Origin of the sequence: Clostridium sp. K13, assembly GCF_019734195.1 — a bacterium.
GTDB lineage: Bacteria > Bacillota > Clostridia > Clostridiales > Clostridiaceae > Clostridium.
Window position 1 is genome coordinate 36,913 of the sequence record NZ_JAASHM010000014.1, and the last position, 17,796, is coordinate 54,708.

Here is a 17,796-nt window from a genome sequence, read left to right on the forward strand (position 1 = left end):
TGACTTCAAGAAAGCTTAGGAGTTTAGATATGAGTAATAATACAAATGGAATTATTGAAAGGAAGGCAAGAATTTTCAATATACAAAAATACAATATGTATGATGGACCTGGAGTTAGAACTATAGTTTTCTTTCAAGGATGTCCGTTACGTTGTAAATGGTGTGCAAATCCAGAGGGGATGATGAAGAAAAATAGAGTTATGTTAAAGAGCAATCTTTGCTTAGATTGTGGAGAATGTACAGAAGTTTGTCCAGTTGGAATTCACACAATAAACAGTTTAACTAATAAGCATGAGATTAATAGGAGTATTGATTGTTTAGGATGTAAAAGATGTGCAGATATTTGTACTCAATCAGCAATTGATATTTTAGGTGAGGAAAAAACTATATCAGAGCTTTTAGAAGTAATTGAAGAGGATAGAACTTTTTATGAGATGTCTGGTGGTGGAGTTACATTAGGTGGAGGAGAAGTTTTAATGCAGCCTGAAGCTGCAAGAAGTCTACTTATGGCATGTAAAAATGCAGGAATAAATACTGCAATAGAAACATCAGGTTATACAACTACTGAAAATATCTTAAAAGTTGCAGAATATACTGATTTATTCTTATTTGATATTAAACATATGAACTCAGATGAGCATCTTAAATGGACAGGTGTTAGAAACGAGCAGATTTTAGAAAACTTAAAAACATTACTTCAAAATAAGTATAACGTACAAATACGTATGCCATTATTAAAGGGAGTTAATGATTATGAAAAGGCTATAAAAAAAGCTATGGAATTTCTAGCACCGTATAAAGATTATAAAAACTTTAAGGGAATTGATCTTTTACCTTATCACAAGATGGGTGTAAATAAATATAACCAATTAGGTATTGAATATCAAGTTTATGATGATCCAAGTCTGTCAAATGAGGATTTAGATAGAATAGAATCTTATATTAAAGAGTATGATATGCCAGCTAGGGTAGTTAGGCATTAAAGAAGGTTTAAAGTATGGAAGGTTTAAAGGATAGAAATATCCAAAGAGTAATACAGGAATCAGTACCAGGAAAGCAAATTACAATATCTCATATTATAGCGTCACCTATGCCAGATATATATGAAAGACTAGGAGTAGATGAAAAAGGAGCAATAGGAATCTTAACCTTAACACCTTATGAAACTGCAATAATAGCAGCAGACATTGCAACTAAGATAGCGGATGTTGAAATTGGATTCTTAGATAGGTTTACAGGATCTGTATTGATAAATGGCGATGTTGATAGCGTTTATACAGCACTTGAGGGAGTAAATGAAACATTTAAAAATATGTTAGGTTTTACAGTATGTCCTATAACTAGAACATGAGAAAGAAAAGAATAATGGTTGTTGGACCTAGTAGGTCAGGGAAAACTACAATTGTTAACTATTTAAATAATTATAATGGACCTTTAAAGAGAACAGCTGATGTTATTTATGGTGAAAATACTATGGATATTCCAAGTTCATACATTGAAAATACAGGGATGTATAAGCATATAATTGCCTTAGCACAGGATGCTTCTAAAATAGTAATTATTGTAGATTATGAAAATCCAAATGAAGTTTATTCAGATGGATTTGGACTTTCATTTAATAATGAGATTATAGGAGTCATTAATAAAGTAGATAATGATTTTAATAATCTTGAAAAGTGCAAAAAACAATTAAAAAGAATCGGTGTTAAAGAACCTTACTTTTTAATTAGTAAAAATGATGAAGTAGGTATTAAGGAGCTAAAAGAATACCTACTAAATAGGTAGGTGAATAAAGAACATGCTTAAGTTTATTACTGAAGAGTATTTGAAGGATTTATATAGAAAAGAGCCCTTTATAAATTTTGATTTAAAAACTAATGAGAGACTTACGCCTGGTGGGAGACAGTATTTATTAGATAAAGGGATAAAAATGAATAGTAATTTGCCTACAGATAACCAAGAAGCTTTAAAAAAACAAGACGTTGAAGCTGAAAAAATAAAAAGTGATGAAAATTTAAAGGAAAAAAAGTTACTTTATAAATTAAAGGCTTTAGAAGCATTGTTCTTAAGCTCTGCTAGTGAAATGTTAAATGAGGATATTAAATTAACTCAAAAAATAATTGATTTGGGAAGGCATATTAGAGGTATCAGAGAGTTTATAGAAGGAACCTGTGAATTAGAAATTACAACTCCTAAAAATAGTAATAAAAATTTTGCTGATATTGAGGTTACAGATGTTTATATACATCTAGAAAATAGTAAAGAGTTATTAAACTTATACTATTTGTTTTGTAAACTTGAAGAATTTAAATATGAAGTTATCCTTGATTTTGAGGGAGCTGAGGTTTTAGAAGGTATATTAAAAAATATCTATGAAATAGAGGCAACATTATCTGGAATGATTAAAAAAGAAGCAGGTGAAATATAAAGTGGCAGAAAATAAAAATATATTTGAGTATTGTGATGAATTAGTAGATCAGTTTGAAAAGGTTATAGAAAAGCCAATCTTAGAGAAGTCTAAAATATATTACACGGGAGTGGATCTCGGAACAGCATGTGTAGTACTAGCAGTTTTAGATGAAAATAAAAGACCAGTTGCAGGTGCTTATAGATATGCTGATGTAGTAAAAGATGGAATGGTAGTTGATTATATAGGAGCTATAAGAATTGTAAGAGAATTAAAAAACGAAATAGAAGAAAAGCTTGGAGAAGAGCTTTTATATGCGGCAGCAGCAATACCACCTGGTACAGAATCAATTGATGGTGGAGCTATTAAAAATGTAGTACAAGCAGCAGGATTTGAATTAACAAATCTTTTAGATGAGCCGACAGCAGCAAATGAAGTGTTAAAGATTCAAAATGGAGCTGTGGTTGATATTGGAGGTGGTACTACTGGAACATCGATAATAAAAGATGGGAAGGTAGTTTATGTTGCTGATGAACCAACAGGTGGAACTCATTTTTCATTAGTTGTAGCTGGTGCTTATGGAATAAACTTTGATGATGCAGATAAGTTTAAAAGAAATAAAAAGAATCATAAAGAGTTGCTTCCAATATTAAAACCAGTAATTGAAAAGGTTGGATCTATTATAAATATTCATGTTAAAGATCATTATGTTAAAGAAATTTCATTGGTAGGTGGAACAGCTTGTCTTGAAGGAATTGAGGAAGTAATTGAAAAGCAAACTAAAATATATACCTATAAGCCAAAGAACCCTATGTTTGTAACTCCTCTAGGTATAGCCCTTAGTTGTACTGATAAGATTATTGATTAGATGGAGATGATGATGTATGGATTTTAAATTAATAAAATCACCAACAGATGGAGTAAAGCGTGCGCTCAGCAAGAGAATGGGAGCAGAGGGAAGAGCTGTATTAGAAGAAGTTTCTGCAATTGGACTTATGCAAGGTAAATTAATAGAAATGATTTATGCAATAGATATAGCCGAAAAATCAGCGGGTGTATTAGTTGAAGATATTAAGGGAGTCTGCCCTCAGCATATGACTTCAATCGCTATTTTAGGAGATACATCATCAGTGCAGTCTGCAATAGAGGAGATTAAATTAAAAATGAAAGAAGGAAATAGCTTATGATAACTGCTAGGTTAATTGATAGTATTTGGGCAACTAGAAAAGCGGATAGTCTTCAAGGCTTAAAGTTTATGTTAGCAGAAGAAATAGGTGGAAGCTCACAAGGGAGAAGGCTTATAGTGGTAGATAATATTGGCGCTGGAATTGGAGATAGAGTTATTGTAAGTACAGGCTCAGCAGCTAGAAGGATGCTTGGAAATGATGATATACCAGTTGATGCAGCGGTAATTGGAATCATAGATGAGGATTGTAACTTTAGGTAAGGTTTTAAATCCATTGAAAGGATGTGAGAGTGTGAAGAAACTAATTTGTGCTAAAGACATGGAAGAATTTTTGGAGACTAATGAAAAAGTATTCTTTATTGAAGGAAATACTATTTTAACACCATCTGCTAAAGATATAGCAAAAAATAATGGAATAGAGATTACTACAAATAAGATTACTGAGAAAAAAGAAGTAGCTACTTCTAATATTACTGAAAATTTAGATAGCCAAAAATTACTTCAAATGTTTAAGACTATTATAAATGAAGGATTACTTCAAGAGATGCTACAAATATTAGCAAATTCCAATATGGCTAAGTTTAACGCAGAGTGTGATGAAAGTGGATTAAAGGTTGTTAGAGGAAATACCGTGAAGATGGATTACTTTGATACTGGAAATCCCGATAACAAGGTCTACTTTCAAGAATTAGTTAATAAAGATGAATCTAAAATGAGTGCTGGATTTTTAACTATTGAAAACTCAAATTTTGAATGGCAATTAACATATGAAGAAATTGATTATGTTATTGAAGGAACTATAACTGTTGAAATTAATGGTAAAACGTATACAGCTAATGAAGGCGACGTTTTATTTGTTCCAAAGAACTCAAAAGTAGTTTGGGGATCACCTAATAAGGCAAGATTATTCTATGCAACTTATCCAGCAAATTGGGCAGATTTACTTTAATACTTAAGGAGGTCGTATAGATGCAAGCTATAGGAATGATAGAAACTAAAGGATTACTAGCGTCAATTGAGGCAGCAGATGCAATGGTTAAGTCTGCAAATGTTAATATCCTTGAAAAAGTCTATATAGGTGGTGGATATGTTTCAATTACTATAACTGGTGATATTGGTGCTGTTAAATCAGCTGTTGATGCTGGAGTATCAGCAGTAAATAGGTTAAATGAAAAGAGTTTAGTTTCACATCATGTAATTGCAAGACCACATTACGATTTAGAGAGCATAATAGAAACTACACCGGCAATAGATAGAAAAGAAAAAGATTCTAAACAAGTAATTTCTGAGGAAATAGCTTCAGAAGATAGTTATGATAAGGGAAAATTACCTATAGAAGAAATTGATAAGATTGATAAGAATATAGAAGAAAAATCTTTAGTAAATATGGTTGAAAAAGCAGTAAATGAAGTATTACAAAATGAAATAATTGAAGATTTAGAAATTGAATCTTTAGATAATGAAGATAATGGCGAAGAGCTTGAGGCTGATTTAAATAAAGAAGAAATAGATAAGATGGTAGATGAAAAGGGATTAGAAGAAGCCATAGGACTACTGAATAACTTAAAAATTTCTAAGGTCAGAAAATTAGTAAGAGAGTATAAAGAGCTTGAATTAACTAATAAGACAATTTCTAAAATGGATAAAAAAACATTAATTAGTAAGTTAAAAGAAAATTATAAAAAGAAATGATTCTAGCTAAAGGGGAGAGTTATTAATGGAAAATTTTGATAAGGACTTACAATCAATACAACAAGCGAGAAATTTAGCAAGGCGTGGAAAAGTGGCAGCTAATAAAATTGCTAATTTCACAGAAGAACAAATTGATAAAATTATAAGAAATATGGTTAAGGTTGCAAGTGAGCATGAAGTTTGTCTTGCTGAAATGGCAGTAGAGGAAACTGGATTTGGAAAAGTTTGTGATAAAACTGTTAAAAATAATTTAGCATCTACAGTCTTATATGAAGAAATAAAAAACATGAAAACTATAGATGTTATTAATGAAGATAAGGAAAAAAAATTAATATCAATAGCAGAGCCAGTAGGTTTAGTAATGGGGATAGTTCCATCAACTAATCCAACATCAACTGCAATATTCAAATCAATAATTGCAATAAAATCAAGAAATGCAATAGTATTTTCACCACATCCATCAGCAGTAAAATGTACATCTACAGCTGCAAAGTTAATGCACGATGCAGCTGTAGAAGCAGGTGCACCAGAAGATATAATAACTTGTGTTGAATTAACTTCAATAGGAGCTACAAATGAATTGATGAAATCTCAAGAAGTTTCATTGATTATTGCAACTGGAGGACCAGGAATGGTTAAAGCTGCTTATAGCTCAGGAAAACCAGCACTTGGAGTTGGAGCTGGAAATTCACCAGCTTATATAGAAAGAACTGCTGATGTTAAAAAAGCTATAAGAAATATTATAGCAAGTAAAACATTTGATAATGGTACAATATGTGCTTCTGAACAATCAATTATTTGTGAACACTGTAATGAAAAAGAAGTTATAGAGGAATTAAAGAATAATGGTGGATACTTTATGACAGAAGAGGAAACAGATAAAGTTTGTAAGCTTCTATTTAAACAAGGACATGCTATGAATGCTGCATTTGTTGGAAGAGCAGCAGAAGTAATTGCAGAAGCAGCAGGATTTTATGTTCCTGCAGGAACTAAGGTGCTTATAGGAAGACAGGGTGGAGTTGGACCAAAATATCCACTTTCATATGAGAAACTTACAACAGTTCTTGGGTTCTATGTTGTTAATGATTGGCAAGAGGCTTGTGAATTAAGTATTGAACTTCTTCAAAATGGAATAGGTCATACAATGAGTATTCATACAGAAGATGTTGAAATAGTTAAAAAGTTTGCTAAAAAGCCAGCATCAAGAATATTAGTTAATACAGGTGGATCTTTTGGAGGAACAGGAGCTTCAACAGGACTTATGCCTTCATTTACTTTAGGATGTGGAACTTGGGGTGGAAGTTCAGTATCTGAAAATGTTACTCCAATGCATCTTTTAAACATAAAGAAGGTTGCTTATGGATTAATAGATTGCGATAAAATTGTTAAAGCTGATTGTGCTGTTGGAAATAAGGTTACTGAAAAGTGCAATACAGATAATGAAAAAGGTATAAGCAAAAAGGTAGAGGAATGTTTAAAATCTATTTTAGATTTAAGTCCAGCTGAGATTCAAAAGAAATCAACCTCAAATTGCGAAGTTAAATCTGAAGTAAATACAGATGAGTTAGATAATAAAGAAGTAGTAGATTTAGTAAGTCAAATTATAGCAGCTATGAAAAAATAGAGTGTGTAAGTTGTTTAATTGAAATATATATACTATGAAAAGGGAAAATAGACATGGATAATTTACAAGAAGTATTAAAACTTTTACTTAAGGCCGTTAAGGAAAACGAAGAGAAGGAAAAAGTGGTTAAAGAATCTTATGAAATACCAGTAGGAATTTCAAATAGGCATATACATCTTTCAAGAAAGCATGTTGATATTCTTTTTGGTGAAGGATATGAGCTAACAAAAATAAAAGATCTTTCACAAAAGGGACAATATGCATGTAAAGAAACCATAACAATATGTGGACCAAAGGGAGCTCTTGAAAAAGTAAGAGTTTTGGGACCTATAAGAAGTAAGTCTCAAGTTGAATTATCACTTGGAGATTGTAGAAAGACAGGGGTTTCACCTTGTGTGAAATTATCTGGAGATTTAAAGGAAACTCCAGGGGTAACTTTAATTGGACCTAAAGGAAGTGTTCAATTAGAGGAGGGAGTAATTGTTGCTCAAAGACATATCCATATGACATCTAAACATGCTGAGCATTTTGGCGTAAGTGATGGTGATCTTGTAGAAATTAGAGTTGAAGGTTTAAGAGGTGGAATCTTAAATAATGTAAGTATTAGAACTAATGATTTATTCACTCTTGAATGTCACTTAGATGTAGAAGAAGCAAATTCAATGGGAATTACCCCAAAAACAAAAATTAAAATTGTTAAATCTATTTAATAAATGCCATAAAATAATAAATTAATATAAAAAATAAAAATTTTTAGGAGGATTTTAATATGAAATACGATGCTTTAGGAATGATTGAAACAAAAGGGTTAATAGGATCAATAGAGGCTGCAGACGCAATGGTTAAGGCTGCTAATGTTTATTTAATAGGAAAAGAATATGTTGGAGGTGGACTTGTAACTGTAATGGTTAGAGGAGATGTTGGAGCTGTTAAAGCTGCCACAGATGCTGGAGCTGCTGCTGCACAAAGAGTTGGAGAATTAATTTCTGTACATGTTATTCCAAGACCACACTCAGAGGTTGAAGTTATTTTACCAACTGCAAAAGAAGTAAAATAGTAGTTTTTATTTAGAATAGATATTAAAAAATGGTACTCTAAATTGAATTTTATTCAGTTTAGAGTATCATTTTTAATTTTATGAAGAAATTTATTAGAATAATTTGTATATATAAACTTTAAATAGAAAAAAATATAAGGGAGGTGATATATATGAAATCAATATGGAGCGAAAATTGCAAATTTAATAGAAGAGATGAATTAAATGGTGATGTAAAAACTGATATTTTAATTATCGGAGCAGGAATAGCTGGAATATTAGTAGGATATTTGTTGAAGAAAAGTGGCAGAGAAGTAGTAGTAATTGATAAAGGTGAAATTGCTAGTGGAAACACAAGAAATACTACTGCTAAGATAACATCACAGCACGACTTAATTTATTATAAATTAATAGAAGAGTTTGGAGAAGAAAAAGCTAGGCAATATGCTAAGGCAAATGAATTAGCTATAAAAATGTATAAAGAAATTATTGAAGAAAGAAAAATAAAATGTGATTTTGAAGAGGTTCCAGCCTACATTTATTCTTTAAATGATACAGAATTAATTAAGAAAGAAGTAGATGCAGCTAAAAATTTAGGCATAGAAGCAGAGTTTGTAGAGAATATTAATATTCCATTAGATATTAAAGGTGCTGTTAAGTTTAATAATCAAGGTCAATTTAATCCACTAAAGTTTATAGAAGATATTTCAAAGGAATTAGTTATATATGAAAATACTAGAGCAATAAAAATAGAAGACAATTTAGTAACCACTAATAGGGGAAAGATAGTTGCCAATCATATAGTGATAGCTACTCATTATCCAATAATGAATGCACCAGGATATTATTTTATGAAAATGCATCAAGAAAGATCTTATGTTATAGCTTTAGAAAATGCAGATAATATTGAAGGAATGTATATAGATTATGAAAAACAAGGTTATTCATTTAGAAATTATAAGGGGTTACTACTATTAGGAGGAGTAAGTCAAAGAACTGGCGAAAATGAGTCTGGAGGAAGTTATGATAAATTAAGAGAAGTTGCAAAAGAGATATATCCAAAAGCAAGAGAAAAGTATCATTGGTCAGCACAAGATTGTATGACTATTGATGGTATACCTTATATAGGAAAGTATTCAGAGAGTACACCTAATATATATGTGGCTACAGGTTTCAATAAATGGGGAATGACTAGTGCTATGGTATCAGCTATGATAATATCGGATTTAATATTAGGAAAAGAAAATGATTTTTCTGATATATTTTCTCCCAAAAGGTTTGATTTATCATTATCAATTAGTAATATAGCTAAAGATTTAGCTACAACAACTAAGAATTTTATTGCACAAAAAATATATATTCCAAGTAGTGAGATAGGGCATATTAAAAATGGGCATGCAGGGGTTGTTGAGTACAAAGGACAAAAGGTTGGAGTATATAAAAATGAAGAAGGAAAAGAATTTATTGTATCAACGAAATGTCCACATTTAGGTTGTGAACTTCATTGGAATGCAGATGAGTTAACATGGGATTGTCCATGTCATGGTTCAAGATTTAATTACAAGGGAAAATTGATAGACAGTCCTTCTGTTAAAGATATTATAGAAAGTTAATATCTATAATAAGCAATCATAGAAATATTTATAATAAAAAAATATAATCTCCAATTATGTAATTTAATAAAATGCATATACTAACAATATTGCAGTAGTAAACAAAGGAAGGAGATTATATTATGAAGAATAAATTGCCTAAGGAAGCTTATGGTGGCGTGCATGGAAAAGACTATGTTCCATATATAACTGATAAATCTAAAAAGGGAACTAATATTGCTGTAATGATAATTGGAATAATATTAGCAACTATATTTGCAGCATCTACTGCTTATTCCGGAATGAAATCAGGTTTAACAGTAGCAGCAGGGATACCAGGTGCAATAATAGGGTCAATGTTTATAGGAGTATTTGCTAAAGGCAAAGGTATCCTAGGGAAAAACATAACACAAGGTATGTCAAGTGGAGGCGAATCTATCGCTAGCGGTATGATTTATGTTTTACCAGCAATAATTTTAATAGGAAGTAATTTTACTTTTTTGGAAGGAATAAGTGTAGGAGTAGGTGGAGCCTTATTTGGAATAGGAGCTTTATCTTTAGTTTATAATTATTTAATAGTTGAAGAGCATGGAAAACTTATGTATCCAGAATCAATGGCAATATCTGAAACATTAGTTGCTTCAGAGGGTGGAGGAGATGCCATTAAATTTATGGGAATTGGATTTGGAATAAGTGGTATTATAAATGTTTTAACTGGATCTTTTTTAAATTTAATAAATAATACTGTAACTTATATAGGAAGTAAGTTTTACAAATGGAAGTTTTCTATAGAAGTAAATCCATTATTATTAGGAATAGGTTTTATAGTTGGATTAGAAGTATCTTTAACTATGCTTGCAGGCTCAATATTATCTAATTTTGGTATTGCACCATTAATAGGTTATTTTACTGATATGGTAGAAAAAAGTGCAAAATCTTGGAATGATACAACATTACTTATTCATCAAATGGATGTAAATGCCATAACAGGAAGTTATGTTAAATATATAGGAGCAGGAATGATGCTTTGTGGTGGTGTAATTGGAGCTTTAAGGCTTATACCAACAATAATTGTTTCAATAAAGGAAACATTGAAAGCAAAATCAAGTAATGAAGGTAATGGAGAAAAAAGTTCAGGTGAAATGATAATACTTTTAGCTGGTGTTATAATAGCATTCGTAGCAGGATTCTTTATTTCTCAAAGTATATTAATGGCTATAGTATCAGCAATTGTTTCATTAATATTATCTTTATTGTTTGTAATTGTTGCAGGACGTTTAACAGGAACAATAGGAACTTCTAACCTTCCAGTTTCAGGAATGACAATTGCATCATTAGTAATTTTAACATTAGTATTTGTAATAATGGGATGGAAAGGTCAAGCTGATAATAAATCATTGCTTTTATTTGCGGCATTTATGGTTGTAGCAATATCAGTAGCAGGGGGATATAGCCAATCACAAAAGGTAACATACGTAATTGGTGGAAGTAAAAAAGAAATGCAAAATTACTTTGCAATAGCAAGTATAATAGGAGTACTTGTTACTACAGGAACTATATTAGTACTTTCTAGCCAATTAAGAATAACTGGAGCAGATGCACCATTTGCTCTTCCACAAGCAAATTTAATGTCTACGTTAACTTCTGGAATTATGTCAGGAAATTTACCTTGGCCAATGATTATAGTAGGCGTTGTTATGGCATTATTCTTATTTTTATTAGATTTACCAATAATGACAATAGCAATAGGTTTTTACTTACCTATAGCAACAACAACTATTATTTTAGTTGGAGCATTAATACGTGTGTTTATTGAAAAAATGAGTAAAAGTGAAGAAGAGAAAGAAGTTAAAGTTGCAAATGGAATTAGTCTTTCTTCAGGGCTTGTTGCTGGAGGATCAATTATAGGATTATTAGGAATTATATTGCAAGTAACAGGAATTATAAAGCCAAGAACTCCATCTGGCTTTGCTGATAGCAATGTGATGGGAATAATATTATTAATTATTTTAGTTATAGCAACAACAATTCCAATTATGATGTCAAAGGTGAAAAATAATGGAGAGTAATGAGGAAGTTCTAAATTTAAAATTTAAGGTTTGTGATAATATTGAATATAAAGTTGATGAGAATAGAATAGTAACAATTCTTGAAAAACAAGATCATAAAATACAAAGATTTTTTAGAAAGTTAAAATTTAAAATACCACTATATAAAGAAATAGATTTTGATGAAATTAGTAGTGAAGTATTTTTACAAATAGATGGTGATAAAACTGTTAAAGAAATTGGTGATAATTTAGAGAAAAAGTATGGAGAGAAAGTAAATCCATTGTATGAAAGATTATTAATTTTCTTAAATCATATATATATAAATTGTGAATATATTGAAAAAATAGATTAGATTTTAAATCTGATAAAGAAGTGTTTTTGTATCATGATAGGAAATGGATAGAGGAAGCTTTAAGCAATATAATAAAAAATGCTATAGGGCATACAGATATCAATGGGAAAATTGAGATAGGATTAGATATATTTATTAGTATAAATCTACTTTGGAAGTAAGAGAGTACCTTACTTCCAAAGTAGATTTTTTTTCAATAAATAGGAAAGGATAAAATCAACTGTGAAAACTATTTCAGAAATTTGTTGACAAACATATACGTACAAGTTATTATTAAAGCATAACATAAGATGTACGTACAAGTTTTGAATAAGGAGGAAAAGCGATGGGAAAGTATATTGATGAATCAAAAAGATTGCTTGAATGTGTAGGAGGAAGAGAAAATATTGCTGCAGTTACACACTGTGTAACACGTATGAGATTTGTATTAAAAGATACAGCTAAAGCAAATAAAGAAGAGATTGAAAAAATAAAGTCTGTAAAAGGTACATTTATTCAAGCTGGACAATTCCAAGTAATTATAGGGAATACAGTAACAGATTTTTATAACGATTTTGTAAAGGTGTCTGGAGTAGAAGGAACGAGTAAAGAAGATGCAAAAGATGCAGCAAAATCAAATATGTCCTTTATACAAAGATTGATGGCAAACTTAGCAGAAATCTTTTCACCACTTATACCAGCAATTATTGTTGGAGGTTTAATATTAGGATTTAGAAATATAATTGGAGATGTTAAGTTCTTTGAAGATGGAACAAAGAGTTTAATTGAAATATCACAGTTTTGGGCAGGAACACATAGTTTCTTATGGTTAATAGGGGAAGCTATATTCCACTTCTTACCTGTAGGAATTACATGGGCAATAACTAAGAAGATGGGAACAACTCAAATACTAGGTATAGTATTAGGTATTACTTTAGTATCACCACAGCTTTTAAATGCTTATGCAGTTTCAGGTGGAACAGTAGCTCCAGTATGGGACTTTGGATTTGCACAAGTTAATATGATTGGATATCAAGCACAAGTTATTCCAGCGATACTTGCAGGATTTGTACTTGTATATTTAGAAAGATTCTTTAGAAAAATTTCACCAGCATCAATATCAATGATTACAGTTCCATTCTTTGCATTAGCACCAGCTGTACTTATTGCACATACAGTATTGGGTCCAATTGGTTGGACTATAGGATCATGGATTTCAACTATAGTTTATTCAGGGTTAACATCATCATTTAGTTGGTTATTTGCAGGTGTATTTGGATTTATATATGCACCACTAGTTATTACTGGATTACATCATATGACAAATGCAATAGATCTTCAATTAATGGCACAAGTAGGTGGAACATTACTATGGCCAATGATAGCTTTATCTAATATAGCTCAAGGGTCAGCAGTTCTTGCAATGATATATTTACAAAGAAAAAATGAAGAAGAAAAACAAGTTTCAATACCAGCATGTATTTCAGCATACTTAGGTGTAACTGAACCGGCATTATTTGGTGTTAACTTAAAATATGGATTCCCATTTATTTGTGGAATGATAGGTTCAGGTATAGCAGCAGTTATCTCTGTTGCAAGTGGAGTTATGGCAAATGCGATAGGTATTGGAGGTATTCCTGGAATCCTTTCAATTCAACCACAGCACATGCTAATGTTTGCTGTAGCAATGGTAGTAGCAATAGTTGTACCATTTGTATTAACAGTTGTAGTAGGTAAAAAGAAATTAGGCTAAAAATAGATTGAAATGGATGATATAGATAAGTAATTTTAAGTTGCTTATCATATTGTCCTTTCTTGTTAAGAAAAAGGAGATAAATAAAATGAAAGATTTTAAAGAAAGTGTAGTTTATCAAATATATCCTAAATCATTTAATGATTCAAATGGAGATGGTATTGGAGATTTAAGAGGGATAATAGAAAAATTAGATTATTTAAAAGAATTAGGTATTGATTACATATGGATGACACCATTTTACACTTCTCCACAAAATGATAATGGTTATGATATTGCAGATTATTATAATATAGATCCCCGATTTGGTGATATGAATGACTTTGAGGAGCTTGTAGAGGAAGCTAAAAAAAGAAACATAGATATAATGTTAGATATGGTATTTAATCATACTTCAACAGAACATCAATGGTTTAAAAATGCATTAAATGGAGAGAAAAAATATAAAGATTTCTACATTTTTAAAGAAGGTAAAGATGGAAAAGAGCCAACAAATTGGATTTCTAAGTTTGGTGGATCAGCATGGAAGTATGTAGAAGAATTTAATGAATATTATTTACATTTATTTGATGTAACTCAAGGTGATTTAAATTGGGATAATGAAGAAGTAAGAAACGAAATATTTAAGGTAGCTAATTTTTGGTTAGACAAGGGAGTAAAGGGATTTAGATTAGACGTTATAAACCTTATATCAAAACCAGAAAACTTTGAAGATGATAATATAGGTGATGGTAGAAGATTTTATACTGATGGTCCTAATATTCATACGTATTTAAAGGAACTTAATAAAAATACCTTTGGTAAATATAAAGATGTAGTGACAGTTGGTGAAATGTCATCTACATCAATAGATAATTGTATTAAGTATTCAAATCCAGAAGAAAAAGAGCTTTCAATGGTGTTTAACTTCCATCATTTAAAAGTTGACTATGAGAATGGTGATAAATGGACTTTGATGGATTTTGATTTTATGATGCTTAAAAATATATTTAGAGATTGGCAAGAAGGCATGGAAAAAGGAAATGGATGGAGTGCAGTATTTTGGTGCAATCATGACCAGCCAAGGGCTTTATCTAGATTTGGGGATGATAAAAAATATCCTAATGAAAGTGCAAAGATGTTAGCCACTACCATTCATATGATGAGAGGAACACCGTATATTTATCAAGGTGAAGAGTTTGGTATGACTAATCCTTACTTTAATAGTATAAATGAGTATAGAGATATTGAATCAATAAATTATTATAATATTTTAAAAGAACAAGAAGAGTCTGAAGATAGAATTTTAGAGATATTAAAAGCTAAATCTAGAGATAATTCAAGAACTCCGATTCAATGGAATAATAGTGAAAATGCTGGATTTACAACTGGTACTCCATGGATACCAGTAGGTAAGTCTTATAAAGATATAAATGCAGAAAATGCACTTAAGGATAAAGAATCTATATTCTATTATTATAAAAAATTGATAGCATTAAGAAAAGAATATGATGTTATTTCAAAAGGTTCTTTTAATATGATATTAGAAGATAATAATAAAGTCCTTGGATATACTAGAAAGTATGAAAATAAGACTTTAATAGTATTAAATAATTTTTATGGAGAAGATGTAAAGGTAGATATTTCATCTAAATTAATGAAAAATAATAATTATAAGGTATTAATATCGAACTATTCTAATGAAAATAAATTGAATGAGGAAATAACTCTTAGACCATATGAATCAGTAGTTTATTATATTGAGGAATAGTATACTTATATGATAGAATTACTATGGTGATATAGAATGGATAAAAAATATTTAAATATATATAACATTATAGTAAATAAAATAGAGAGCAAAGAGTATCAAACTAATGATAAATTGCCTTCAGAAAAAGAATTAATGGATCAATATAATGTATCAAGAGATACTGTTAGAAAATCATTAAATATGCTAGAGCAAAATGGATATATACAAAAAACTAAAGGTAAAGGATCTTTTGTTTTAGATATAAATAAGTTTAATTTTCCTGTATCAGGAGTAGTTAGCTTTAAGGAACTTTCGCAGAAGTATGGTGGCAATATAGAAACTTTCGTTGAATTTTTAGATTGCATATCTCCAGAAAAAAATATAGCAAGAGGATTAGAAATAACTGAGGATGATAAAGTTTGGAAAATTGTTAGAACAAGGTCTTTTGATGGAGAAAAAGTAATATTAGATAAAGATTATATACTGAAAAAGTTTGTTGATAATATTACATATGATGTATGTAAGGATTCTTTATATGAATATATAGAAAATATATTAGGATTAAAAATTGCATATGCAAAAAAAGAAATAACAGTACAAAATGCAACGGAAGAAGATAAAAAGTATTTAGATATGAAAGGCTTTGAAATGATAGTAGTAGTAAGAAGTTATACATATTTAGATGATACAAGTTTATTTCAATATACTGAATCAAGACATAGACCAGATAAATTTGTATTTGTAGATTTTGCAAGAAGGCATTAAAGTTTGTATTACAGATGAAATTAAAAATAATATTTAATTTCATCTGTTTTTTATTTATATATTGACTTTTAGTAAGATTTAAGTTGTATACTTATAAGTGGAAAAAAATTCTATAGGGGTATGTTAGATGATAAATACAAAGGTAAATTTATTAAAAGGAAATATTTTAAAATCGTTAATAGTTTTTGCAATACCATTGCTTATTTCTAATTTGTTTCAACAATTATATAATACAGTAGATATAATGATTGTTGGAAATTATTTAGGTGATACATCCTTAGCAGCAATAGGTGCTAGTACAGCTGTATATGATTTACTAGTAGGCTTTGCTTTAGGAATAGGAAATGGTCTTAGTATTGTTGTTGCAAGAAGTTATGGAGCTGACGATACAAAGTTATTAAGAAAGTCTGTTGCAGGTTCAATTATTATAGGAATTTTTATTACTATAATAATTATGGTTATATCAAAAGTTCTTTTAATGCCATTATTACGAATGTTAAATACACCAGTAAATATAATAGAAGAATCATATTCTTATATATCAATGATTACCTTATTTGTTGGGGTTATGTTTGCATATAACTTATGTGCAGGATTGTTAAGAGCTATAGGCAATAGTTTCATGCCTCTAATATTTCTTATAATATCATCCTTGTTAAATATAGTTTTAGATATACTATTTATTACAAAGTTTAATATGGGAATTAAAGGAGCTGCAGTTGCAACAATTATAGCACAGGGAATTTCTGTTATATTATGTGTAATTTATATTTACTTAAAAACTAAAATCCTTATTCCTGATAAGAGGCATTTTAATGTAGGAAAAGAATTATATAAAGAGTTATTAGGGCAAGGACTTTCTATGGGACTTATGATGGCTATTGTATCTAGTGGTACTGTTATATTACAAACTGCAATAAATGGATTAGGGTATTTAACTATAGCTGGACATACTGCAGCAAGAAAGTTAAATAGCTTCTGTATGATGCCAATTGTGGCAATGTCTCAATCAGTGTCGACATTTGTTTCTCAAAATAAGGGGGCAAATCAGGGTGAGAGAATTAGAAAATCAATATATTATTCTAATTTACTTGCTATTAGTTGGGGAATTGTTATTACAGTTGTTTTATTTTTTATAGCACCATTATTAGTTAAAATTCTATCAGGTTCAAGTGAAGCTATAGTGATTAATAATGGAGCAAGGTATTTAAGAATAAATTCACCTTTTTATGGTGTTTTAGGAATATTACTTAATTTAAGGTATTCACTGCAGGGATTAGGCAAAAAAATACTTCCGCTTATATCTAGTATTATAGAATTTGTTGGAAAAATTATATTTGTTATATTAGTTATTCCAAGAATGAATTATTTAGGTGTAATTCTATGTGAGCCAATTATTTGGTGCTTTATGACAGCTCAACTTATATATTCATTTTATAATAATCCTTATATTAAAAAGTTTAAACATAATAAGGCTTTTAATATTGCATAAAAATAAAACATAAAAACCTTTACGATACATAATATTGATATTATAATATTAATTGTAAAATATTATAAATTATGTTTATTGCTGCATGTAACCTTCGGGGCATTAGCTAATCTATATATTAATATATAGATTAGC

The 17,796-nt window shown here is 29.8% G+C and carries 19 protein-coding genes; all 19 read left to right on the forward strand.

What is annotated here, in order from left to right:
• The first annotated feature begins 29 nt into the window (after nt 1-29).
• Nucleotides 30-983 carry a choline TMA-lyase-activating enzyme gene (cutD, locus tag HCG76_RS09660; protein WP_221700132.1) on the forward strand — a complete coding sequence of 318 codons (954 nt, stop codon included), beginning with the start codon at nt 30-32 and terminating at the stop codon, nt 981-983.
• A gap of 14 nt (nt 984-997) precedes the next feature.
• Nucleotides 998-1,351 carry a BMC domain-containing protein gene (locus HCG76_RS09665; protein ID WP_221700133.1) on the forward strand — a complete coding sequence of 118 codons (354 nt, stop codon included), beginning with the start codon at nt 998-1,000 and terminating at the stop codon, nt 1,349-1,351.
• Complete coding sequence (locus HCG76_RS09670; RefSeq protein ID WP_195986531.1) at nt 1,348-1,785, forward strand: EutP/PduV family microcompartment system protein; 438 nt, start codon at nt 1,348-1,350, stop codon at nt 1,783-1,785. Before HCG76_RS09665 ends, HCG76_RS09670 begins: the two co-directional genes overlap by 4 nt.
• A gap of 13 nt (nt 1,786-1,798) precedes the next feature.
• Nucleotides 1,799-2,428: a cobalamin adenosyltransferase gene (locus HCG76_RS09675; protein WP_221700134.1), complete on the forward strand. Its 630-nt coding sequence runs from the start codon at nt 1,799-1,801 to the stop codon at nt 2,426-2,428.
• Nucleotide 2,429: 1 nt separating this feature from the next.
• Complete coding sequence (gene eutJ / locus HCG76_RS09680) at nt 2,430-3,275, forward strand: ethanolamine utilization protein EutJ (protein WP_221700135.1); 846 nt, start codon at nt 2,430-2,432, stop codon at nt 3,273-3,275.
• Nucleotides 3,276-3,291: 16 nt separating this feature from the next.
• Nucleotides 3,292-3,594: a BMC domain-containing protein gene (locus tag HCG76_RS09685; protein ID WP_221700136.1), complete on the forward strand. Its 303-nt coding sequence runs from the start codon at nt 3,292-3,294 to the stop codon at nt 3,592-3,594.
• Complete coding sequence (locus HCG76_RS09690) at nt 3,591-3,854, forward strand: EutN/CcmL family microcompartment protein (protein ID WP_195986535.1); 264 nt, start codon at nt 3,591-3,593, stop codon at nt 3,852-3,854. Before HCG76_RS09685 ends, HCG76_RS09690 begins: the two co-directional genes overlap by 4 nt.
• 31 nt (nt 3,855-3,885) lie before the next feature.
• Nucleotides 3,886-4,542 carry a cupin domain-containing protein gene (locus HCG76_RS09695; RefSeq protein ID WP_221700137.1) on the forward strand — a complete coding sequence of 219 codons (657 nt, stop codon included), beginning with the start codon at nt 3,886-3,888 and terminating at the stop codon, nt 4,540-4,542.
• Nucleotides 4,543-4,562: 20 nt separating this feature from the next.
• Nucleotides 4,563-5,285, forward strand: coding sequence for a BMC domain-containing protein (locus HCG76_RS19385; RefSeq protein WP_221700138.1), 723 nt, complete (start codon nt 4,563-4,565; stop codon nt 5,283-5,285).
• 25 nt (nt 5,286-5,310) lie between these two features.
• On the forward strand, nt 5,311-6,909 hold the full coding sequence (locus HCG76_RS09705) for an acetaldehyde dehydrogenase (acetylating) (protein WP_221700139.1): 1,599 nt from the start codon (nt 5,311-5,313) through the stop codon (nt 6,907-6,909).
• A gap of 53 nt (nt 6,910-6,962) precedes the next feature.
• Nucleotides 6,963-7,619 (forward strand): phosphate propanoyltransferase, encoded by a 657-nt coding sequence (locus HCG76_RS09710; RefSeq protein WP_221700140.1) that lies wholly within the window; start codon nt 6,963-6,965, stop codon nt 7,617-7,619.
• 59 nt (nt 7,620-7,678) lie between these two features.
• Nucleotides 7,679-7,966, forward strand: coding sequence for an ethanolamine utilization microcompartment protein EutM (gene eutM / locus HCG76_RS09715; RefSeq protein WP_195986540.1), 288 nt, complete (start codon nt 7,679-7,681; stop codon nt 7,964-7,966).
• Between the two features lie 152 nt (nt 7,967-8,118).
• Nucleotides 8,119-9,558, forward strand: a complete 1,440-nt coding sequence (locus tag HCG76_RS09720; RefSeq protein ID WP_221700141.1) for an FAD-dependent oxidoreductase — start codon at nt 8,119-8,121, stop codon at nt 9,556-9,558.
• 122 nt (nt 9,559-9,680) lie between these two features.
• Nucleotides 9,681-11,606: an OPT family oligopeptide transporter gene (locus HCG76_RS09725; RefSeq protein WP_221700142.1), complete on the forward strand. Its 1,926-nt coding sequence runs from the start codon at nt 9,681-9,683 to the stop codon at nt 11,604-11,606.
• On the forward strand, nt 11,596-11,940 hold the full coding sequence (locus tag HCG76_RS09730) for a PqqD family peptide modification chaperone (RefSeq protein ID WP_221700143.1): 345 nt from the start codon (nt 11,596-11,598) through the stop codon (nt 11,938-11,940). Before HCG76_RS09725 ends, HCG76_RS09730 begins: the two co-directional genes overlap by 11 nt.
• A 325-nt stretch (nt 11,941-12,265) precedes the next feature.
• The gene (gene treP / locus HCG76_RS09735; RefSeq protein ID WP_221700144.1) at nt 12,266-13,672 is read left to right on the forward strand and encodes a PTS system trehalose-specific EIIBC component; all 1,407 of its coding nucleotides are present in this window, start codon (nt 12,266-12,268) and stop codon (nt 13,670-13,672) included.
• Between the two features lie 88 nt (nt 13,673-13,760).
• The gene (treC, locus tag HCG76_RS09740) at nt 13,761-15,422 is read left to right on the forward strand and encodes an alpha,alpha-phosphotrehalase (RefSeq protein WP_221700145.1); all 1,662 of its coding nucleotides are present in this window, start codon (nt 13,761-13,763) and stop codon (nt 15,420-15,422) included.
• Nucleotides 15,423-15,458: 36 nt separating this feature from the next.
• Complete coding sequence (treR, locus tag HCG76_RS09745; RefSeq protein WP_221700146.1) at nt 15,459-16,169, forward strand: trehalose operon repressor; 711 nt, start codon at nt 15,459-15,461, stop codon at nt 16,167-16,169.
• 127 nt (nt 16,170-16,296) lie between these two features.
• Nucleotides 16,297-17,661: an MATE family efflux transporter gene (locus HCG76_RS09750; RefSeq protein WP_221700147.1), complete on the forward strand. Its 1,365-nt coding sequence runs from the start codon at nt 16,297-16,299 to the stop codon at nt 17,659-17,661.
• Nucleotides 17,662-17,796 lie beyond the last annotated feature (135 nt).